This window comes from Bacillus capparidis (assembly GCF_017832095.1).
GTDB classification, from domain to species: domain Bacteria; phylum Bacillota; class Bacilli; order Bacillales; family Bacillaceae; genus Bacillus; species Bacillus gobiensis.
In genome coordinates this window covers 673,740-694,761 of the sequence record NZ_JAFDST010000002.1, presented here as the reverse complement: position 1 = coordinate 694,761, position 21,022 = coordinate 673,740, and the positions used below count along the sequence as shown (strand labels likewise).

24 protein-coding genes are annotated in these 21,022 nt (G+C 40.7%); 16 read left to right on the top strand and 8 right to left on the bottom strand.

Annotation, left to right across the window (positions count from 1 at the left end; all coding sequences use genetic code 11):
• Nucleotides 1-32 precede the first annotated feature (32 nt).
• From murA to JOC74_RS10495, 4 genes are all read left to right on the top strand, one after another.
• A complete protein-coding gene (gene murA, locus JOC74_RS10510; protein WP_053604532.1) occupies nucleotides 33-1,334 on the top strand; it encodes a UDP-N-acetylglucosamine 1-carboxyvinyltransferase in 1,302 nt (433 codons plus the stop codon).
• A 237-nt stretch (nucleotides 1,335-1,571) separates the two neighbouring features.
• Nucleotides 1,572-2,573, top strand: a complete 1,002-nt coding sequence (gene spoIID, locus JOC74_RS10505) for a stage II sporulation protein D (RefSeq protein WP_053604531.1) — start codon at nucleotides 1,572-1,574, stop codon at nucleotides 2,571-2,573.
• Nucleotides 2,574-2,837: 264 nt separating this feature from the next.
• On the top strand, nucleotides 2,838-3,854 hold the full coding sequence (gene moaA / locus JOC74_RS10500; RefSeq protein ID WP_225970239.1) for a GTP 3',8-cyclase MoaA: 1,017 nt from the start codon (nucleotides 2,838-2,840) through the stop codon (nucleotides 3,852-3,854).
• Nucleotides 3,855-3,950: 96 nt separating this feature from the next.
• A complete protein-coding gene (locus JOC74_RS10495) occupies nucleotides 3,951-4,430 on the top strand; it encodes a hypothetical protein (RefSeq protein WP_053604530.1) in 480 nt (159 codons plus the stop codon).
• A 142-nt stretch (nucleotides 4,431-4,572) separates the two neighbouring features.
• Here the strand turns inward: JOC74_RS10495 and JOC74_RS10490 are convergent, their stop codons facing one another.
• On the bottom strand, nucleotides 4,573-4,920 hold the full coding sequence (locus tag JOC74_RS10490) for a cupin domain-containing protein (protein WP_053604529.1): 348 nt from the start codon (nucleotides 4,918-4,920) through the stop codon (nucleotides 4,573-4,575).
• Nucleotides 4,921-4,967: 47 nt separating this feature from the next.
• Nucleotides 4,968-5,678: an NADPH-dependent oxidoreductase gene (locus JOC74_RS10485; protein WP_053604528.1), complete on the bottom strand. Its 711-nt coding sequence runs from the start codon at nucleotides 5,676-5,678 to the stop codon at nucleotides 4,968-4,970.
• 269 nt (nucleotides 5,679-5,947) lie between these two features.
• On the opposite strand from JOC74_RS10485, the gene JOC74_RS10480 reads away from it, so the two are divergent.
• Genes JOC74_RS10480 through JOC74_RS10470 form a run of 3 tightly spaced genes read left to right on the top strand, consistent with a single transcriptional unit; the run spans nucleotide 5,948 to nucleotide 7,968 of the window.
• Nucleotides 5,948-6,367 (top strand): BlaI/MecI/CopY family transcriptional regulator, encoded by a 420-nt coding sequence (locus tag JOC74_RS10480; protein WP_053604526.1) that lies wholly within the window; start codon nucleotides 5,948-5,950, stop codon nucleotides 6,365-6,367.
• The gene (locus JOC74_RS10475; protein ID WP_053604525.1) at nucleotides 6,364-7,224 is read left to right on the top strand and encodes a M56 family metallopeptidase; all 861 of its coding nucleotides are present in this window, start codon (nucleotides 6,364-6,366) and stop codon (nucleotides 7,222-7,224) included. The genes JOC74_RS10480 and JOC74_RS10475 overlap by 4 nt, the downstream gene beginning before the upstream one ends.
• A gap of 45 nt (nucleotides 7,225-7,269) precedes the next feature.
• On the top strand, nucleotides 7,270-7,968 hold the full coding sequence (locus tag JOC74_RS10470; protein ID WP_098945248.1) for a thioredoxin domain-containing protein: 699 nt from the start codon (nucleotides 7,270-7,272) through the stop codon (nucleotides 7,966-7,968).
• 38 nt (nucleotides 7,969-8,006) lie between these two features.
• Here the strand turns inward: JOC74_RS10470 and JOC74_RS10465 are convergent, their stop codons facing one another.
• Nucleotides 8,007-8,504, bottom strand: coding sequence for a GNAT family N-acetyltransferase (locus JOC74_RS10465; protein WP_053606126.1), 498 nt, complete (start codon nucleotides 8,502-8,504; stop codon nucleotides 8,007-8,009).
• Between the two features lie 235 nt (nucleotides 8,505-8,739).
• Here JOC74_RS10465 and spoIIQ point away from each other — a divergent pair, with 235 nt between their 5' ends.
• Together spoIIQ and JOC74_RS10455 are read left to right on the top strand one after the other, a co-directional pair.
• Nucleotides 8,740-9,615 (top strand): stage II sporulation protein SpoIIQ, encoded by an 876-nt coding sequence (gene spoIIQ, locus JOC74_RS10460; RefSeq protein WP_053604523.1) that lies wholly within the window; start codon nucleotides 8,740-8,742, stop codon nucleotides 9,613-9,615.
• A 173-nt stretch (nucleotides 9,616-9,788) separates the two neighbouring features.
• Nucleotides 9,789-10,220, top strand: coding sequence for a VanZ family protein (locus JOC74_RS10455; RefSeq protein WP_053604522.1), 432 nt, complete (start codon nucleotides 9,789-9,791; stop codon nucleotides 10,218-10,220).
• 77 nt (nucleotides 10,221-10,297) lie between these two features.
• On the opposite strand, the gene JOC74_RS10450 is transcribed toward JOC74_RS10455, so the two are convergent.
• The 4 genes from JOC74_RS10450 to JOC74_RS10435 form a co-directional block, all read right to left on the bottom strand.
• Nucleotides 10,298-10,648 (bottom strand): P-II family nitrogen regulator, encoded by a 351-nt coding sequence (locus JOC74_RS10450; RefSeq protein ID WP_053604521.1) that lies wholly within the window; start codon nucleotides 10,646-10,648, stop codon nucleotides 10,298-10,300.
• Nucleotides 10,649-10,668: 20 nt separating this feature from the next.
• The gene (locus JOC74_RS10445) at nucleotides 10,669-11,874 is read right to left on the bottom strand and encodes an ammonium transporter (RefSeq protein WP_053604520.1); all 1,206 of its coding nucleotides are present in this window, start codon (nucleotides 11,872-11,874) and stop codon (nucleotides 10,669-10,671) included.
• Between the two features lie 199 nt (nucleotides 11,875-12,073).
• On the bottom strand, nucleotides 12,074-13,267 hold the full coding sequence (locus tag JOC74_RS10440) for an MFS transporter (protein ID WP_053604519.1): 1,194 nt from the start codon (nucleotides 13,265-13,267) through the stop codon (nucleotides 12,074-12,076).
• Nucleotides 13,264-13,698, bottom strand: a complete 435-nt coding sequence (locus JOC74_RS10435; RefSeq protein ID WP_053604518.1) for a MarR family winged helix-turn-helix transcriptional regulator — start codon at nucleotides 13,696-13,698, stop codon at nucleotides 13,264-13,266. The genes JOC74_RS10440 and JOC74_RS10435 overlap by 4 nt, the downstream gene beginning before the upstream one ends.
• A 397-nt stretch (nucleotides 13,699-14,095) precedes the next feature.
• Here JOC74_RS10435 and spoIIID point away from each other — a divergent pair, with 397 nt between their 5' ends.
• From spoIIID to mscL, 7 genes are all read left to right on the top strand, one after another.
• Nucleotides 14,096-14,371, top strand: a complete 276-nt coding sequence (gene spoIIID / locus JOC74_RS10430; protein ID WP_053604517.1) for a sporulation transcriptional regulator SpoIIID — start codon at nucleotides 14,096-14,098, stop codon at nucleotides 14,369-14,371.
• A gap of 173 nt (nucleotides 14,372-14,544) precedes the next feature.
• Nucleotides 14,545-15,546: a cell shape-determining protein Mbl gene (gene mbl / locus JOC74_RS10425; RefSeq protein WP_053604516.1), complete on the top strand. Its 1,002-nt coding sequence runs from the start codon at nucleotides 14,545-14,547 to the stop codon at nucleotides 15,544-15,546.
• A 156-nt stretch (nucleotides 15,547-15,702) separates the two neighbouring features.
• The gene (locus JOC74_RS10420; RefSeq protein ID WP_053604515.1) at nucleotides 15,703-16,542 is read left to right on the top strand and encodes a flagellar hook-basal body protein; all 840 of its coding nucleotides are present in this window, start codon (nucleotides 15,703-15,705) and stop codon (nucleotides 16,540-16,542) included.
• 43 nt (nucleotides 16,543-16,585) lie between these two features.
• Nucleotides 16,586-17,404 carry a flagellar hook-basal body protein gene (locus JOC74_RS10415; protein WP_053604514.1) on the top strand — a complete coding sequence of 273 codons (819 nt, stop codon included), beginning with the start codon at nucleotides 16,586-16,588 and terminating at the stop codon, nucleotides 17,402-17,404.
• Between the two features lie 37 nt (nucleotides 17,405-17,441).
• Complete coding sequence (locus JOC74_RS24120; protein ID WP_053604513.1) at nucleotides 17,442-17,714, top strand: DNA-directed RNA polymerase subunit beta; 273 nt, start codon at nucleotides 17,442-17,444, stop codon at nucleotides 17,712-17,714.
• Nucleotides 17,715-17,885: 171 nt separating this feature from the next.
• On the top strand, nucleotides 17,886-18,320 hold the full coding sequence (fabZ, locus tag JOC74_RS10405) for a 3-hydroxyacyl-ACP dehydratase FabZ (RefSeq protein WP_053604512.1): 435 nt from the start codon (nucleotides 17,886-17,888) through the stop codon (nucleotides 18,318-18,320).
• Between the two features lie 1,062 nt (nucleotides 18,321-19,382).
• Nucleotides 19,383-19,748: a large conductance mechanosensitive channel protein MscL gene (mscL, locus tag JOC74_RS10400; RefSeq protein ID WP_053604510.1), complete on the top strand. Its 366-nt coding sequence runs from the start codon at nucleotides 19,383-19,385 to the stop codon at nucleotides 19,746-19,748.
• A gap of 202 nt (nucleotides 19,749-19,950) precedes the next feature.
• Here mscL and JOC74_RS10395 read toward each other — a convergent pair whose 3' ends face one another.
• Nucleotides 19,951-20,955 carry an NADPH:quinone oxidoreductase family protein gene (locus tag JOC74_RS10395; RefSeq protein ID WP_053604509.1) on the bottom strand — a complete coding sequence of 335 codons (1,005 nt, stop codon included), beginning with the start codon at nucleotides 20,953-20,955 and terminating at the stop codon, nucleotides 19,951-19,953.
• Nucleotides 20,956-21,022 lie beyond the last annotated feature (67 nt).

Below are 21,022 nucleotides of genomic sequence, written 5' to 3'. Positions count from 1 at the left end.
TATATAGAATTATGGACGCGGAGGGGAATACTTTGGAAAAAATCATCGTCCGCGGCGGTAATAAGTTAAACGGTACAGTGAAAGTTGAAGGAGCTAAAAATGCCGTTTTGCCAGTCATCGCTGCATCCTTATTAGCCAGTGAAGAAAAAAGCGTAATTTGTGATGTGCCTACGCTCTCCGATGTATATACAATTAATGAAGTGTTACGTCATTTAGGAGCAGAAGTACATTTTGAGAACAATCAAGTCGTCATTGATGCATCATATGAGTTAACCACTGAAGCCCCATTTGAATATGTACGTAAAATGCGTGCTTCCGTGCTTGTAATGGGCCCGCTGCTTGCTCGCACAGGCCGTTCCAGAGTAGCTCTGCCAGGGGGATGTGCAATTGGTTCAAGACCGATTGATCAGCATCTTAAAGGCTTCGAAGCAATGGGAGCCGAGATTAAAGTAGGAAACGGATTTATTGAAGCCGAAGTAAACGGCAGACTAAAAGGTGCAAAGGTTTATCTTGATTTTCCTAGTGTAGGGGCTACGGAAAACTTAATCATGGCTGCGTCTTTGGCAAAGGGAACTACCATTCTTGAAAATGTTGCAAAAGAGCCGGAAATAGTGGATCTTGCTAACTATATTAATGCTATGGGCGGAAAAATCCGCGGTGCGGGTACTGGTACAATAAAAATTGAAGGTGTGGAAAAGCTTAAGGGTACTCATCACCTGATTATCCCGGATCGAATTGAAGCAGGAACTTTTATGGTAGCCGCTGCAATTACGAAAGGAAACGTATTAGTTCAAGGAGCAGTTCCAGAACATCTCACCTCGTTAATTGCAAAGATGCAGGAAATGGGTGTTACCATTATCGAAGAAGGAGAGGGACTCAGAGTCATTGGTCCCAACCAATTAAAGTCCATTGATATCAAAACAATGCCGCATCCTGGATTTCCAACTGATATGCAGTCGCAGATGATGGCATTGCTATTATGCGCAAACGGAACGAGCATGATCACAGAAACTGTGTTTGAAAACCGTTTTATGCATGCAGAAGAATTTAGGCGCATGAATGGTAATATCAAAATTGAAGGTCGCTCGGTTATTATCAATGGTCCTGTTCCTCTGCAAGGAGCAGAGGTAGCTGCAACCGATTTGCGTGCTGGAGCCGCACTTATTCTTGCCGGGCTGGCAGCTGATGGATACACAAGAGTAACCGAATTGAAGCACTTAGATCGAGGCTATGTCAATTTCCATAACAAGCTTGCAGGCTTGGGAGCCGATATTGAACGAGTAACTGAAGAAACAGCCGTTGAATTAACGAGCTTAACCGATTTAAAAGCATAATTGGGGTTCACGTAAGTACCATCTGATTTGCTCGCAATAATTTTTTTATAGATCAGTATGTCACCCGAGTGGCATGCTGATTTTTTTGCAAAGTCATTAAAAACAGTATGCACTTTTTTGCAAAAAAGAATACGTAAATAATGAAAACAATCGGACTGCAAAAAGGACTGGATGTCATATTAGCTTGTCCTCCCCCATATGAATAAAGTAGAGACAAAAAATATGGAGGCAGCTGTTATGAAAAAATTGGCACTAGTACTATCAGGATTAAGTCTAATCATTCTTCTCATCCCGACGATCCTTGTCCTACCTTTCCATGAAGGTTCGAACGGAGCGGCACCGAAAAATCAAGCTAAGGGGGTACCTAAGCTGGAAGATTCATCAGTTTCGGTTTCTGTGTACCGAACAGCAAAGCAGGAAGTGGAAAATATTCCATTGGAGGAATACGTTATAGGAGTCGTCGCATCCGAAATGCCTGCAGATTTCGAAGAGGAAGCGCTAAAAGCTCAAGCGCTGGCGGCAAGAACCTATATTGTCAGGCAAATGACCGGTAATAAAGCAGTAAGCTCGCCAAAAGGGTCGCTTGTCGATGATACACAAATGTTTCAAGTTTATAAAAACAATTCCGAATTGAAGAAAGCATGGAAGAAAAATTTTGATAAGAAAATCAAAAAAGTTACAGACGCGGTTGCTTCTACCCAGGGGAAAATCCTTACATATGATGGAAAGCCTATTTCACCTTCATTCTTTTCTACAAGCAATGGTTATACGGAAAATTCCGAAGCTTATTGGCAAAATAAAATCGAGTATTTGAAAAGCGTAAAAAGCAGCTGGGATGAAAAATCACCAAAATTTAAGGATACAAAAAAGTTCTCTGTCGCAGAATTTGAACAAAAGCTTGGCGTAAATCTGAAGGACGGGAACAGCATTGGCGAAATTACTGCACGTACACCAGGCAAAAGGGTGGCCACAGCAGTCATCAATGGAAAAAGCTTAACCGGAAGAGAAATTCGTGAAAAGCTAGGGTTAAGATCAGCTGACTTTCAGTGGGTACGAAATAATGACACGATCACAATTACTACAAAGGGTTTCGGGCATGGCATCGGAATGAGCCAGTACGGTGCACATTATTTGGCCGAAGATGGCAAGACCGCGGAAGAAATAGTGAAGTATTATTATAAAGGGGTGGAAATTTCTCCATCCGATCAATTCCTCAACACGTATACGGCGAAAAAATAACCTAAAACCGTTTATCTTATCCAAAAGATAAGCGGTTTTTTTCTGTCCATAACTTGAAAAAACCATGGATGTACGAGTATAGTAATGTAAAACACTTTTATAATAATTAACATTAACGAGTTTGTTATGTGAAGAACTTATCAGAGACAGTTTACAATAGATGAAAGCACAGGCTTTTCGGCTTGCAATGACAAAATTGCTGAAGAATTGTCGGATTCGTCAGAAATTGTTCAATCAAGAACAGAAAAAGTGGAGGTGAGCTTCGTGGAAAAGTCAATCACTGATCAACTAAACCGTCCGCTCAGGGACTTAAGAATATCTGTCACAGACCGCTGCAACTTACGATGTACGTATTGTATGCCAGCTGAAATATTCGGACCGGATTATCCGTTTCTTGAGAAAAAAGAACTTCTCTCATTTGAAGAATTAGAGCGGCTTGCCCGTTTATTCGTTCAAAAGTTTGGCGTTGAAAAGATTCGTCTGACAGGCGGGGAGCCTTTAATGAGAAAGGATATGCCTCAATTAGTAGAGATGCTAGCGCGTATAGAAGGTTTGAACGATCTGGCGATGACAACCAACGGTACGCTGCTCCCTATATATGCAGAGCGGTTAAAAAAAGCCGGTCTAAACCGGGTGACGATCAGCCTCGATTCATTAGATGATGACCGATTTAAAAGAATAAACGGCCGCGGTGTCCCGATTAAAAAGGTGCTGGAAGGTATCGAAGCAGCCAGGAAGGCAGGTTTAGGAGTAAAAATCAATATGGTCGTCCAAAAAGGGGTGAATGAAGAGGATATTCTCCCGATGGCTCATTATTTTAAAGAACAAGGGCTAATCCTCCGATTTATCGAATTTATGGATGTCGGAAATACAAACGAATGGAATCGTAAAGCGGTATTAACGAAACAAGAAATCATCGAGCGAATTCATAAAGAAATGCCAATCACTCCGATTGCACCAAATTATAAGGGGGAAGTCGCGACGAGATACAGCTACACAGATGGGGACGGTGAAATAGGTGTCATTTCTTCCGTTTCTGATGCGTTTTGCTCAACCTGCAACAGAGCCAGGCTATCAGCCAGGGGAGAACTGTTTACCTGCTTATTTGCTTCAAGCGGGCATGACCTAAGGAAGTTAATTCGAAGCGAAAAAACAGAGGAAGAGATCACTGAATTCATCAGCCGGATCTGGAAAAACCGAACCGACCAATACTCAGTGGACCGTACACTTTCAAAGCCAGTGGATAAAAAGAAAATTGAAATGTCTTATATTGGGGGATAATGAATTTCGGAGCATATTCATTTCCCGCATCATGCATCTCGTAGTTGAAAACCGGGAAAAGAAAAATATGTTTTCAGCAAGAGAGAGGGTGATGAAATGTTTGAATTAAAAGATTTGATTACGTTTTTCTGGTCGTTTTTTCTCATCTTGCCGATCGTTTCACTTGTCCATGTTGCCGGGCACAGCTTCTTCGCTTTTATTTTTGGCGGGAAGGCTTCAATGGAAATCGGCTTAGGAAATCTTTTGGTGAAAATTGGCCCGATCAAAGTAAAGAGCATGTATTTTATTGATTCATTGTGTCAGTACAATTCATTGAAATTGGATAATCGTTTAACCAATGCTCTCGTCTATGCTGGAGGGGCGATTTTTAATCTTGGTACAATTTTTTTGATCAACAATTTGATTATCAACAACGTACTAGAGCCACATCTTTTTTTCTATCAGTTTTCGTATTTCTCAGCCTATTATACGTTTTTCGCACTTATCCCTGTTCAATATTCAAAAGACCATTTAAGTGATGGGATGGCGATATTCAAGGTGCTTAAATACGGAGAGCGGCAACAGGCCACTCATTAATACTCTCTAGCATGTCTCGTGGTAACAGGAACGGGAATAGGACTAAATAAGACGATGCCGAAATTATGACTTCATGAAAAATAATCTTCGCTCTCTCTAAGATAGGTTCTCTGTTAATATGAGAACCTATTTATGTTCTATATTAAATACTTTGTGCAATCACTCGGTCTCCTCTGCTCTCAGGCTGGGATATGACTATAAATTCAACGTCTGTATCAGATTCGTTCATCATTTGAGGGGGAACTTGAGGGGGAACCTCCACGCCTTCCTGCGAATGAATTGTTATGCGTTCACCATCCACTTCTAATACCGCGCTTCCTGACAAAACAAGGAAGAACTGCCGTGCTGCAGAACGATAGTGCCTTTCTTCCTCTGTATGGGCTGGCATTCGTTCATGGATTACACTTAGGTGCTTTGTTTTGACTAAATGCCAACCGTCACAATTATCTCCCCAATTATAATGTTCAGCAGTTTGTTTGGTAATCTTCATTCTTATTCCTCTCCATTCAATAGAAAAACTGCAGATTTCTCTGCAGTTTAGTTTAGATCGTCACAGGAAAACCCTTGCTGCTTTAGCATCTTTGCAATATTGGCATAATAGCTTTTTTCATAAAAGCTTGCGACACGCTGGGTCCACGGGGCAGGCATTATTTTATTATACTGCTCAAGAATAGCCTTTTGATCTTGCTTATAGGTTTCTTCGTGAAGAACTGCTTCGACTGGCAATCTCGGCTTCTGTCCAGGATCTTCTGCACCATATCCGACACACAGTCCTGAGATAGGAATGACATGCTTTGGCAACTGTAGGAATTCAACGACTTCGAGAGAGTTTCGTCTGACGCCGCCAATAGGGACGGTTCCAAGCCCTACAGATTCGGCTGCAGCGATGGCATAACCCATTCCAAGACCCACATCAGTTGCTCCGACAAGCAAGGAATCTACATCGTTTAGAGCCTCCAGCGTTTTCCCCTCGATTTCTCCAGCAAGCGAAGCTCGATAAAAATCCGCACAAAACACGAGGAATAACGGAGCCTCTTCTATGTGCTTTTGATTGCCACAAAGGCGGGCGAGCTCTTTTTTTCGTTGTTCATCCTTGATAGCAATGATTGAAACCTGCTGGCCATGAATCCATGATGGAGCAGATTGAGCTGCTTTTATAATCAAGTCTAGTTTTTCAGCTTCGACAGGATTATCCTTATAGCTGCGGTACGATCGATGATTATGTAAGGTTTCTATTGTTGGGTTCATAAGATAAGTCCTCCACATTCTTTTCTTCTTAGTTTACCCGACTGGAAGAAAAGGATCAAAAAAAGCCATTCAGAGGCGTGGATATTGAATACCTTGTCCTGGTGGATGAAGGACGCTTCTTTTCCAAAAAAGAAAATGAAATCAAAGTTTTCCGCCAGATCTCCCAGTTTTTCAATAAGCACCTCGTTCACTAATACGGAACAGTTTATCCTCCATGCTTGCAAAAAAAAGAACTATGCACTACAATCTGTAGTGAACGGAGTGTGAGTATGAACATTAAGAATTTCAGATACGGTGAGGCAGGGCTTAATCGTTTTTTCGGTCCTTTGGAAGCCAAAATTATGGAAATTCTTTGGGGAGCGGATGAACTGAGCATTAAGGATGTTCAAAAGCGTCTGGAACAAGAAAAGCCCCATAATTTTAATACGGTTATGACCGTTATGACCCGTTTAATAGACAAAGGAGTTTTGCAAAAGAGAGTCGAGGGCAGGCTTTCTCTGTTTCGGCCGATTCAGTCAAAAGAAAGCTTTATCGAAGAACAATCGAAAAAATTAACAGAAAATCTGCTAGATGAATTTGGCGGCGTTGTTATTAACCATATGATTGACGTTCTCGATGAGGTTGATAAGTCCTTGCTCGATAAATTAGAACACAAAATTCAGCAATTAAAAAAGGAACAATCGTCATGATGTGCTGGAAGAGGAGATCTGTTTTTGTTGTCGCATTAAGTTTTGCCATTGCATTTTTCGTCTGGAGCCAGATGGGAATGTACATAGCGCATCTCCTTTTTGGAGTCGACGTTGAAGTGAATTTCTTTAAGCTATGCATCAGCTTATTTAAAGAAGAGTCTCTTTATTACTTTTTAGTTATCTTTCTTTTGAATGCCTTTATTGCTTATACTGTTCTGCTCACTTTATATAAAGTGGCCGAACAGTACGTGTTGTCCAAAAGGTTTAAGACGAAACTTTCTCATTTAAATAATCATGAATTGACGACTCTTTTCAATCAGAAATTTAACCGTAAGAAGAACGATATTTTGGTGATCGATCATGACCAATCGCTGGCATTTACGCATGGGTTCATAAAGCCTACAATTGTTCTATCCACCAGCTTGATTAAAATTCTTGAGAATCATGAGCTTGAAGCGGTAGTCCAGCATGAAACTTATCATCAAAAGAATTATGATTCACTGAAAATATTCATCCTTCAATTGATATCACAAGGATTGTGGTTTATCCCAATAACGAAGTGGTCTTATCAGAATTATAAAATCATCAGTGAGCTGCTTGCCGACAAATATGCGATCAGTAAAACAGGGTCCGAGCTTGGATTGAGCAGTGCTTTGGTAAAGCTGATTAAAATATGCTTCAAAGAAAACGCCAGGCCTGTGTTAGTTCATTTCTCGGATGAATCTGTCAATTATCGGCTGCAGCAATTGGTGAGTCCGAAAAATTCCATTCCGGTAAGCCTTAACAAACGATCAGTTTTCATATCCATTCAGGTTTTGATTTTCTTAATGGCGATGATTATTATAGCTATCGCCTGATTTTATTCAATCATTGCACGACCGAAAGAATTTAGGAGGATAACAATGGCCAAGCCAAATATAAAAGTCAAAAAAACAAGATCGAATCAATCATCCAAGATCATGTTCTGGGTTCTTGCCCTAATTTTCGTATGCTTTCTTGCCCTCATCTTTGTTGTGAAAAATTCAGGTTCAACAGAAGCGTCTGCTATCAATTATACCGACCAACCGTTTATCGGTGATGAATCAGCCCCTGTGAGCATCGTTGAATTCGGTGATTATAAGTGTCCGTATTGCAAAGATTTTAATAAATCCTTTAAACCATTAATTGAAAAGGAATTAGTGGAAACAGGACAGGCAAAATTCTATTTTATGAATTATTCCTTTATTAATGTCGACTCCACTCGTGCTGCGAAGTATGCAGAAACGGTATATCACGAATTGGGAAACAATGCATATTGGAAGTTTCATAACCTTTTGTACGATAAACAACCGGATGATCCAAGCTATGAGCAAATCGATTTCTACACGGATTCACTTCTTAAGGAAACTTTGAAGGAAATAGCAACTGACGAAGAAGCTGCTAAGGTAACAGATGCAGTTCAAAAGGGGTCGTATGATGACGAATGGGATAAGGACATGTCTCAAGTCAAAGAAGCGGGTATAGAAAGTACCCCGACGATCCTTGTAAACGGAAAGAAGTTTGAGGGGCAAGACTTTAACGACTTAAAAGAGATGGTCGAGAAAGAAGCAAAAGAAAACTAGAAAGCCGGCCTAACGCAGGCCGGCTTTCAAATATAACCTTACTCGATTTCTTTTCCAAGTATCACGAGATCGTACCTTTGTCCATCCATTTCTGCGATGCCAGGCATGTGTGCCCACTTTTCAAACCCGAACTTTTCAAACAGTTTGATGCTCGGTTGATTGTGGCCGAAAATAAACGCCATGATCGAGCGAATGCCGAGTGCAGGTGCCATTGACAATGCTTCTTCAATAAATAAAGTGCCAAGTCCTTGTCCCCGATGCTTTTCACTGATGTAAATGCTTATTTCCGCCGTTTTATCGTAGGCAGGCCTTCCGTAAAAGGATTCGAAGCTTAACCACCCGCATATATTATTCTCTTCGTCCTCCATGACATAGAGAGGACGTTTCTCATTGTGTCTCGAATACCAATCCATTCTATCCTCTACCGTCACCGGCTCCGTATCGGCAGTGACCATTCGTGATGCAATCGTTGAATTGTAAATTTCAACAATCTTAGGGAGATCTTCTATTGTTGCTTTTCGGAATTTATCGTTCATCATGACACCCCCTCCGATATATTTTGTGTATTTGAACTCCTGCTCCTTGCTGAAGAAGGTAAAAATCCATACGATAATCATATATAGTAATAGCACAATTGTCAGTAAAAACTTCAAACTTTTTTTCATCATCATGAATTTTTTTCGTGCTTCTGCAAACACTATGAAGAAAAAAATTTTTCAATATGTATATATTTTCTGAAAAGTGTTCAGAATGTTGCTGAGGTGATGAACAATGAGAGAGGAAGAAAAGAAACGAACTTCTCTTCAACGGTTTTTCCGTAAACGTTGGGTATTCCCAGCAATCTATTTACTCAGTGCAGCAGTTGTTTTAACAGCAGTTCTTTGGTATCAAGCAAGTTCAAACGATGTAAAGGATCAGATTACGGACAATGGCAACGAAACATCGGAATCAAATACGAACGATGCGTTGGAAGTAAGCAAGCAGGTTGAAAATGTAAAAATGCCAGTTTCGACTCCGGAAAGTGTTTCTGTGATTACGAAATTCTATGAAGCAGACGCAACTCAAGAAGACAAAGAAGCAGCACTTGTAAACTATAAAAACCAATACAGCTTAAGCAAAGGAATCGACTTAGCTGAGAAAGACGGAAAAGAATTTGAGATTTCCGCTTCCTTGAGTGGTACGGTTGCTAAAGCTTCAAAAGATCCAGTGCTGGGACATGTTGTTGAAGTTGACCACGAAGATGGATTGGCTACTGTGTATCAGTCTCTTGCTGCTGTAAGCGTTGCAGAAGGTGACAAAATTGAACAAGGCCAAGTCATCGGTACTTCAGGTAAAAACCTTTACAATGAAGAAGCCGGAAACCATGTTCATTTTGAAATTCGCAAAGACGGAGTTGCTTTAAATCCAGAGGAATTCTTCAATAAGCCTGTGACAAGCATTAAACAAGCTTCAACTGAGCAGGCGTCTGAAGAAGCAAAAGAGAAGCAGCCGGCAGAGGAGCCTGCACCATCAGAAGAGCCTGCACCATCAGAGGAGCCTGCGAAGGAAGATACTGAAGAAAAGGGCAAAGCTGACGAAAAAGGTACAGAAGATAAATCTGGATCAAAAGACAGCAGCCAAGTAGAAGAAGGTTCATCTGAATCGTAAGAATTGTGGAAACACCTGTCAAATGACGGGTGTTTTTTAAATAGACGGTAAACATTTCTGGTTTTCATTTCGTCTACTGACAAACATCTTTCATTGGAAAACTTGTACATATTTTGCTTTTGATTTTTATATAATGGATAAATATAGATATTTCTACAAAGGGGTCCGAGTGTATGCTTCTTGCATTAATTCTTTTATTTATGGGTTTTATGCTCGTTCTCATATGCACTGAGAGCTTTCAGCTGCTAATGAGATACCATCATGTTTCCTTTAATCTTCATAAAAACCCGAACTTGTCTTCTTTTTTTGACTTCAACTTTGCTGAATTTCAATCAAATGACGTGGTAATCCAAAAAGCTGGGCATACCCTCTGTTTTTTCATTTTGGTGATCCTGTTTACCTTGTACTTTCGAAGTCTTAAAAGTGCGGTTGCCGTTTCAATCGCTTTCGCATTTTTTACGGAAATTGTTCAAATGTTTTTCGGAAGGCATGGGTGTTTGAGAGATGTCATTATTGATAGCATCGGCATTTTGTTATTTGTAATTATTTATACGGTATTTTCGCTGAATCGGATGACACCGATGAACCGATCTTCCTTAAAGTGAACCTTTAATCTGTGGGAGTCTTAATGTTGGAGAAAATAGTAAAAGCCAATCCTGTGATAGGATTGGCTTTAATTTTCTTAAAGAGCGGATGGACCCTCGTTGCCCGTGCGAATATCGATCACTCTACCGATTTCGTAGACGAAGATTTTACCATCTCCGGGTTCTCCAGTGCTTAGAGCCTTGCGGGCAGCTGCAATGACATCATCTACAGGTACCGAGCTGACAACAATCTCAATTTTTAAACGATCATATACATTTTGTTCTTTCTTCACTCCGCGATATAGCTCGGTATAAGGCTTTTGTAAACCGCTGCCTTGGCTATGTGTGAATGTGATACCGGAAACACCGATTTGCGCCAGCTCTGCTTTTAATTTCACCACATTGTTAGGACGCGTGATTATTTCCACTTTATACATTTGACCGCTCATTTTTGTCACTCCCTAATAAATTAGTCTTGATATGCTCGCTCTCCGTGCATCGTCAAATCTAAGCCAGTAGACTCTTCCTCGTCGGTTGCACGGAATGTAAAGAAGATATTTACCACCTTAATAATAACAAATGTTACAATTCCTACAAAAAGATAGGTGGCCACAATGGCAACAAGCTGCTTCCAAATTAAGCTCACATCTCCGTAGAATAGTCCATTTGCTCCGGCATCGTTTACGCTTGTTGTAGCGAATAAACCAGTTGCTATACCACCCCAAGTTCCGCCGATACCGTGAAGTCCGAACGCGTCAAGCGCATCGTCATAACCGAATTTCTTCTTAAGGGAGAATACACCCCAGAAGCATATTGCGCCTCCGATAAGTCCGATTAAAATGGAAGCCATTGGAGTAACGAAACCTGCAGCAGGAGTTATAGCTACAAGTCCGGCAATAGCACCAGATATTCCGCCAAGCAAGGTTGGTTTTTTGTTTATTAGCCATTCGATGACAAGCCAGCCGATAATACCTGCAGCTGCAGCCGTACTTGTGTTAATAAAAGCATACATACCTACACTGCTTAAAGATAGTGCGCTTCCTACGTTGAAGCCGTACCATCCAAACCATAGAAGAGCTCCGCCGAGTAGGGTAAGCAGCAGGTTGTGCGGAGAGGCTTCGCTTGCATCCTTGCGTTTTCCAAGTACAATTGCAGCGACAAGTCCGGCAACACCTGAAGCGATATGAACGACGTTTCCGCCGGCAAAGTCCAATGCGCCCATTGACATAATCCAACCGCCGCCCCATACCCAGTGGGCAACAGGAGAGTATACTAAGAGAACCCATAAGATTGTGAATACAAGAAACGCAGGGAATTTAATTCTTTCCGCGTAACCACCTGAAACGATCGCTGTCGTTAATACAGCAAAAGTCATCTGAAACAACATGAACAGGCTGTGAGGAATAGTTCCGCCTTCAAGAGGCTCGTATCCTACTCCATTCAAGCCGATATAATCAAGTCCACCGATAAATGCATTTCCCGATGAGAACGCTAGAGTGTAGCCAACGAGGATCCAAACAATCGATACGATAGCTATTGTCGAAAGGCTGTGCATCGCCGTGCTTAGAACGTTCTTACCCCGTACCAGACCTCCGTAGAATAGTGCCAAAGCCGGGGTCATTAACCATACGATGATGGTACATACAAACATAAAAACTGAATCTCCCATTTCCATAACTAGTAACCTCCTATAATAAAAATGCATAATTGCTATAAATCTTATTATAGAGATGAAGTAAAAGAAGATAACACATTGTTGTCATATTTTCTAACATGAAATATTTTCTGACAAAACAGTTTACTTCTTTAACCCTGGTAGAATAGGACTATCGTGGAAGCTGAAAAACCCAGCTCAGAAGCTGGGTTTCGGGTACTTAATGAATAGCGGATGCGGGGTTGTTTGCACCGCTTTTCGATTTTCTTCTGCTCCACGGATAAAGATAAAGTGAAATAAGCGCGAAAATTGAAGCAAGCAAATATAAATTGGAAAAACCGCTAAACGTTACCAGGATGCCAAGAATGTACGAACCAGTGGCAATGCCTGTATCAAAAAAGGTGAAAAAGGTCGCAATTGCATAGCCGCTTCGGTTTGCAGGCGATGACTGGATCGCAATTGTTTGCATGCATGGAAGGAGGGTGCCGTATCCAAGGCCGATAACCGCTCCAGATAATAAAAGCATTACGCTGGATGAAGTAAAAGCCAGCATCAATAAACCAATCGAAAACAATAGAATGGAAGGATAGATAACAATTCCAGGGCCGACCCTGTCAAACAATCTTCCTGTAAACGGCCGAGAGATAATCATTGTCGCTGCAAAGCATAAAAAGAAATAGCCGCTTGCGTCCATTAAATTAAGTGAATGTGCATAAACGGATATGAATGAAATAACAGACGAATACCAAAAGGATATGGACAATCCTACAATAGCGATCGGAAGCACCTTTTTTTCAAACATATTTGAAAGTGTAAATGCGAATGAAGTTGATCCTTTTACTTCCTTAACTTTCAACGGGAGACAGCAAAAAATGCTGACCAAAGCAAAGATCGAAAAAAGTAAAAACAAATTTGAAAAGCTTACTTTGCCAATTAAGTTCAATCCGATAAACGGTCCAATGACAACAGCAAGGTTCATGGACATGACAAAGTAACCGAGACCTTCACCCCTGCGATTTTTAGGGATAATGTTCGCTGCAATAGCTCCGGTTACCGTTGTAATAATGCTAAACCAAATTCCTTGAAAAAATCGAAGAGCAAGCAGCATATAGAAATTATCAATAAATACATACAAAAAAGCTGAAAAAGTGAATAAGGTGACTGAAATAATAGCTATTCTTTTCTGTCCGAACCGGTCGATAATCATGCCTGAAAGCGGCCGCAAAATGATAGCGGCAAGCAAAAATACGCTAGTCACAAACCCAGCCTGTGATTCTGTTCCGTCCATCCCATCGAGTACATAGACAGGAAGCACAGTAATGTAAGAATAAAAAACGGTAAATATCAAAAGATTTACCAATACGACTAATATAAAATCTTTCGTCCAAATGGGTTCTGATGATGGTTGTTTCATTTCGTATTCATCTCCGAGCCTTGCTTAGTAAATTTAAGGATAAACTGATACATTTGTTCTTTTTCCTGTTCGCTAAAGCAAGATAGTGTGTGATCTTCAAATTCCTTCAGTTTAAGTTGAATATCATGGTATTTATTTACTGCTTCTTCAGTTAACGCCACAACCTTCTCTCTTTTATCATTACCGAGCGTTCGATATATCCAGCCGTTTTCTTCTAAACGCTTTATGGTTCGAGTAACAGTAGGCGCCTCGACATGAAGGTATGTCCAAATCTCCTTCTGTGTCATGGGGCCGAATTTATGCAGACAATAAAGGATCGTCCATTGGGATCCGTAAAGTCCATACTCCTCAAGCTGTTCATTTGTTTTTTTAGAAATGGATCTTGCAGCCTGATTAAACATGTGAAAGAGCTTTCGGTTGATACTCTCCATTGGGATAATTACTCCTTTGATTTCAATATTACTTACCTAGGTAAACAAATCCGTTTGATTAGTGTAACGAAATATTTATCTTATGTAAAGTCATTCTAACGAATCGTTCAAACAATTGTTCATTTTCTATTGAATAAGACGTGGTTTCCTTCAGTATTTTAACGAGAAATTTGAGAAACCCCTTGTCCCTATTGACTTTTGTAGCATATATCCCTGCCTTGGCTAATAAACTGTTACAAACCTAATAAAGAGAGTGTTTGAGGTGAGGGATCGTGGAATATTTTCATATGCCTAATTTGAAAAATAGACTACAACTAAGAAGCTGTTCACATGAAATAAATATGAAAACGAGTCTCATTTCACACTTCTCACATCCATCTTAGGGAGGTCGAGTGGTGTGCACGATTACATCAAAGAGCGTACAATCAAGATTGGCAAGTATATCGTGGAGACAAAGAAAACAGTTCGCGTGATAGCGAAGGAGTTTGGAGTTTCCAAAAGTACCGTCCACAAGGATTTAACAGAAAGGCTGCCCGAAATTAACCCAGATTTGGCCAATGAGGTAAAAGAAATTCTTGATTATCATAAATCCATTAGACATTTAAGAGGAGGAGAGGCAACAAAGCTCAAATATAAGAAAGAGGATATTTTAGAAGGAGAGCCTGTACAATAATCGACGCATAAATCTTCACGATGCTCCTTCTTAATTTCTCTAGCAAATTCCACAAAAATTTGTAAAGAACTTTTACAAGATCAAGCCAATTTTAAAAAAATATGATAAAATATTTAATTAGGGTAGAAGTTGGATTTTTGCTGTGAAACAGAGTTCAAGGAGGATAAATATAGATGTTTGCAAGGGATATTGGAATTGACCTTGGTACGGCAAACGTACTGATTCATGTAAAAGGAAAAGGAATTGTTTTAGATGAGCCATCCGTTGTAGCGCTTGATAAGAACAGCGGCAAAGTATTGGCTGTTGGAGAAGAAGCAAGACGGATGGTTGGACGTACACCAGGGAATATTGTTGCCATTAGGCCTTTAAAAGATGGTGTAATTGCTGATTTTGAAGTAACTGAGGCCATGCTTAAATACTTCATTAACAAATTGAATGTAAAAGGCCTTTTTTCAAAACCACGCATGCTTATTTGCTGTCCGACGAACATAACCAGTGTCGAGCAGAAAGCGATTAAGGAAGCAGCCGAAAAAAGCGGCGGAAAACAAGTATATCTTGAGGAAGAGCCTAAAGTGGCCGCGATTGGCGCAGGAATGGATATCTTCCAGCCAACCGGAAACATGGTTGTTGATATCGGAGGCGGGACGACGGATATCGCTGTCATCTCAATGGGGGATATTGTCACCGCCTCTTCAATAAAAATGGCCGGCGATAAATTTGATCTGGAAATATTAAACTATATCAAGAAAGAGTACAAGCTCTTAATTGGCGAACGTACCGCTGAAGATATTAAAATGAAGGTGGCAACAGTATTCCCTGATGCACGTAACGAAGAAATTTCCATTCGGGGCCGGGATATGGTATCAGGATTGCCAAGAACAATTTCAGTAACGAGCAAAGAAGTTGAAGGTGCTCTTCGTGAATCCGTTTCAGTGATCGTACAAGCTGCCAAATCGGTGCTTGAAAGAACCCCTCCTGAGCTCTCGGCTGATATTATTGACAGAGGAGTCATTATTACCGGCGGCGGAGCCCTGTTAAACGGACTCGACCAATTGCTTGCCGAAGAGTTGAAGGTACCTGTTCTGGTAGCAGAAAATCCAATGCACTGCGTTGCGATAGGAACAGGTGTCATGCTCGACAATATGGACAGGCTTCCAAAGAGAAAGCTCGGTTAAAGTCATTCCCCATTCAATTTATTGGATGGGGTTATATTTTTTTATAAACATTATTGCTGTCCTTGACGATATAAATGCTAGAAAAGATAGATCTATTATAGAACGTGAGTTCCTTTATTGCAACAAGTTTTAAATTTTCTTCCCTGAGGTGAAATTATGTTTAAAGGGCTTTATTCAGCAACATCAGGCATGCTCGCTCAACAACGTAGAACGGAAATGCTCTCGAATAATATCGCAAATGCCAATACATCCGGATATAAAGAGGATCAAGGTTCGATCCGCGCTTTTCCCGAAATGCTTCTAAGCCGAATGGAATCTGATTCTTTTGCAACTGAGAATGGCAACCGTTCTTTTACAAAGCAAAATATTATCGGTTCTCTTAATACTGGAGTTTATATGCAAGAAATGAAGCCGTTGTTTACACAAGGGAATTTGAAAACGACGAATCAGCCTACGGATAACGCACTAATTGAAGCAGATGTACCTGTAAATGAAGAAACCAATGAAAAAGCAGCATTATTTTATGCCGTCCAGCTTCAAGGCGGAGAAGTCCGTTATTCAAAAAGCAGCACCTTTTCCCTTAATGAAAACAATGAGTTGACGATTCACGGAAATCCTGTTCTTTCCACAAACGGACAGCCAATTTCGGTAGCCAGCGAGGATTTTCAGATTTCTCAGGATGGCGTCGTATCGGAAAACGGGCAAAATCTTGGACAAATTGATGTGCGGATGGCTTTGGACACAAGAGTATTGGCACGAGAAGGAAACGATCTTTATCGCACAGAGGATAATCAGGAGCTGCCAAGTGCTGCAGGGACTGGAGAGGCGGCCTACTCCATCAAGCAAGGAGTGATCGAGCTCTCCAATGTTGATGTCTCTAGGGCTTATACAGATATGACGATGGCCTATCGTTCATTTGAAGCGAACCAAAAGGTGATTCAAGCTTACGATAAAAGCATGGACAAAGCTGTTAATGAAATTGGTAAAATCGGATAATTTGCACCGAATGAAACAAGGTTTATGAAGCGGAGGAACAAAAATGCTCAGATCAATGGTCAATGCATCCAATACAATGAATGAGCTTCAGAAGCAAATGAATATCATTGGGCATAATATGTCTAATATAGATACAGCTGGATACAAAAGCAAAAATACAAGCTTTTCTGAACTCATGAGGCAAGAGCTAGAGCAAGTGCAGGAAGAAAATAATCAAGTAACAGAAAACAGGCTTACTCCAGAAGGACTCAGACTAGGAACGGGAGCAGTGTTAAACGAACGTTTGTTTCAAGCACAGGGCAGCTTGAAAGAATCAGGACGAAAGCTGGATTTTGCTTTGACTAAGCCGTATCAATTTTTTCAAGTAAATGCAGAAGGAGAGACCCGCTACACTAGAGATGGTGCTTTCTATTTGTCCGTTGTTCAAAATGATCCTGAGACTGTGCAGCTTGTAAATAAAAGCGGGCACCCTGTCCTGGATGCACAAGGCAGCCCAATCTCCTTTAACAGAAGCTATAAAGAACTAAATGTCAATGAGAACGGCGGACTGACAGTTGTTCCTCAAGATGCAGGTGTTACTGAACAGTTTGATCTTGGCGTGGCAACCGTAACGAAGCCTCAAGCCTTAAAAGAGGAAGGCGGAAATCTTTTCTCGATCGATCCCGCCGAGGGCGATGCTTTTATAAACCTTAACGGAGCTGGCAGAGACGTATCCATTAAGCAGGGAGCGCTCGAAATGTCCAATGTCGATCATATGGAAGAAATGACCGATTTGATGACTTCTCAAAGGTCGTATGAAATGAATGCACGGGCCGTAACTTTAGGTGACCAAATGCTTGGCTTAATTAACGGAGTGAGGTAAAATTACCTTTTAGGAACAGTAAAAAGGAGTTTTACAAGTGAGCCCAAATTCTGAAGTGCAGGTGAACACCAGATACAAGAGACGAAAAGCAGCAAAAACAAAAGAAAAAAAGCCGACGATTTGGAATGTTCGGGTGCGTTTGATTCCAATTTGGCTGCGGCTTATTTTGGTTGCTTTCTTTATGGTCTTGGCACTTATTGGCGGATGGATCGTCGGCTATAGCGTGATAGGTGATGGAAACGCGGGAGACGCGTTGAAATGGGACACATTTCAGCACCTGTATGATCTCGTGAATAAAAAAGTGGATTGATCGTTCGCTTCATTCGGCAAGTATCGATGCCTCGCATTAAACGGGAGGAACAACTGCCCTTACATGCAAAATGGCTTCACCTGACAATCAGATAATTGAATGATAGCAAAAACCCCGTCGACCTGTGCGTCGAACCCTAACTGATTGATATGTAAAGGAGATTTTAAACACATGCTTGATATTCAGCAAATTAAAGAAATCATTCCTCATCGATACCCATTTCTTCTGGTTGATCGTATTACTGAAATTGAAGAAGGAAAACGGGCGGTCGGCTACAAAAACGTTTCAGCCAACGAAGAATTCTTTAATGGCCATTTTCCCGACTATCCGGTTATGCCGGGTGTGCTTATCGTAGAAGCACTTGCCCAAGTAGGTGCCGTCGCGATGCTAATAAAGGAAGAAAACAAAGGAAGGCTTGCCTTCTTTACCGGAATTGATAATTGCCGCTTTAAAAAGCAAGTGAAACCGGGTGACCAGCTTCATCTCGAGGTTGAAATGACGCGCGTACGCGGCCCGATCGGCAAAGGAAAAGGCGTAGCCACCGTTGATGGAGAAATCGTCTGCGAAACAGAGATTATGTTTGCGCTTGGAGACAAAGAAAACTAAAACAGGCTGCCGGCTATGCTGGCAGTCCGTTTTTGTGAAGACCGCAAAAACGTAAGATCGCAAATAAATCATGAAGATCGCAAAAATAAGGACAGGATCGCATTTTCGATTATTTGAGCGAATACAGCGATTGACTTGGATTTTACTATCCTATAGGTGATTATGTTAACTAATTGACTTTTGTACAAACCATGCAACTAAGAAAAGTATCATGATAATTAACCAAAAAAGCATCTTTTTTTTCATATCACGGTTGTTATTATTAGGCATGCTATCACTCCAAACAAATTTAACTTTACTATTAGTAAGTATTTCATACCGCAGGGATTGGATATCCCCAAATATGTTTAACATTAACCCCATATCCTTGATCTTTGCGAATAAATGCCTATGCACCAACGTAGATTGATTTTCCAACTATTTAACAATAGCACTATGCACCAACTCAGTCCATCTATTTACAATATTTTGAAATTAAAGACCTACTCAGTAATAAGTCTTTCGTCCGTTCCTTCCCAGAAAAAATACAATTGGAATTTGTTCACAAAACAAGAAAATGATAAAAGACCTACTAAATAATAGGCCTCTTACATTAACGATGTCGCTAGGCACAGGAATAAGAAATACTCATCTATCTAAATGAATCCCAATTAGAACTTTACGATAGCATAAGTTACAAATTTCTGTTGCCCTCCTGGGAAATGTATTAAAATCGAAGAAAGATACATATCAGGAAATTTGTATCCTCAACTGTCAGTGTTACACAACCTTTTATTAATATTGCTCGTCTGTAATCTTTCGTGTTAATGCCAATAAAAGGGGAGTGAAAAAATTGAGCATGTTTTCTCTATTCCAATCCAAATGTGCCATTTGCAAGAAAAAACGGAGCGGCCTTAGGAAATACCTAGATGATCGTGGAGAGATCATAAAAGTCTGCCCAACCTGCAGCGAATACGCAGAAAGGCGTGCCTACAGAAAACTATAATGGAGCATCCCGCCTTGACACTGCTCTCATTAACCGTCATATTAGTAACGGAAATAAAATGAAAGCAGGTGAAGTCCGTGTGGAAAGAGTTTAAAGCATTTGCAATCAAAGGTAATATTATCGACCTTGCTATCGCGGTCATTATCGGATCAGCATTTAGTAAGATTGTCACTTCTTTGGTAAATGATATCATCATGCCTGTCGTGTTATTGCTTATTGGACGGGTTGATTTTTCATCTTTAACTTACTACGACATAAAATATGGTGCCTTCATACAGACCGTTGTTAATTTCTTTATCGTTGCCTTCTCAATTTTTATCGTGATTCGTTACGTATTGAGGCATAAGAAAAAAGAAGAAGTCAAAGAGACCCCTGTTGATCCGCAGGAAGAGCTGTTGCGTGAAATCCGCGATCTTTTAAAAAATGAGCGGGAAAGAACATAGAATAGAAACGCAAAAGGAGAGCACATATTAACAATAAATATGTACTCTCTTTTTAATTTAGGGAAGAACTGATAACAGTTTCGAAAGTGAGTGTATGCCAATCACTTCTTTCTGACGTTGTTTATCCCATCTATTTAAACCATATACCGATCATTCCAGCATACCGTCAATATCAAAGGAAATCATTGGATCCCCTGCTTTTTCAGATGTTAGAACTGATTTTAACAAGCGTCCTTCCGCGAACTTGCCCTTTTAATAGTGTAGGAAGAGCATCAGGAAGCTCATGTAATGTGACCTCCTGGTGGATAAAGTCTTCAAGGTTTGCAGGCTTTAAATCTGTTGCGAGCCGTTCCCATACTTTCATTCGTGTTTCCATCGGACAATAGACAGAATCAATTCCTAACAATTTTATCCCTCTTAGGATAAACGGAAACACCGAGGTAGGCACTTTTGTTCCAGCAGTTAACCCGCTTACAGCGACAGCTCCGCCATTTTGCAGCTGACTTAAGATCGAAGCTAAAGGCTCCCCGCCAACGGGATCGACAGCCGCAGCCCATTCCTGTTTGCCCAGAGCTTTTAATGTCCCGTTATAAACCTTATCCCGAGAAACGATAGAAGAGGCTCCGAGCCCTTTTAAATAGTCTTCTTCAGACTCTTTGCCAGTACTTGCTTCTACTTCATAACCTAGAGACGAAAGAAGTGCAACAGCAAAGCTGCCAACCCCTCCTGTTGAGCCGGTAACTAGAACTTTTCCTTTTTGCGGCGAGAGATGATTCTGTTCTAAATCTTGAATTGATAAGGCAGCTGTGAAGCCGGCCGTGCCGATAATCATCGCTTCCCGTAAAGTGAGTCCTTTCGGCAATGGTACGATCCAATCTGCCGGAATACGGGCAAACTCACTGTAACCGCCATAATGAGATACTCCTATATCGTAGCTCGTTGCGATAACCGCGTCTCCTTCTTGAAAACGAGAGTCATCGGAAGAGACGACAACGCCAGCCAAATCAATTCCAGGTACAAATGGATATTTTTTCACAATATTACCGTTCGGAATTGCTGCAAGGCTATCTTTATAGTTCACACTAGAATAATGGACACGTATTAACACTTCGCCTTCAGGTAAATCTTTAGAAGACAATCTATCAATACCTACAGTAAATTTTTCATCGTGCTTGTTAACAATCAGTGCGTCAAATGTTTGTGTCATTATGATGCCTCCGTTGCTTAAAATATAGTTCTCTACAAATTATAGAGCATGAAATTTTATAAAAAAA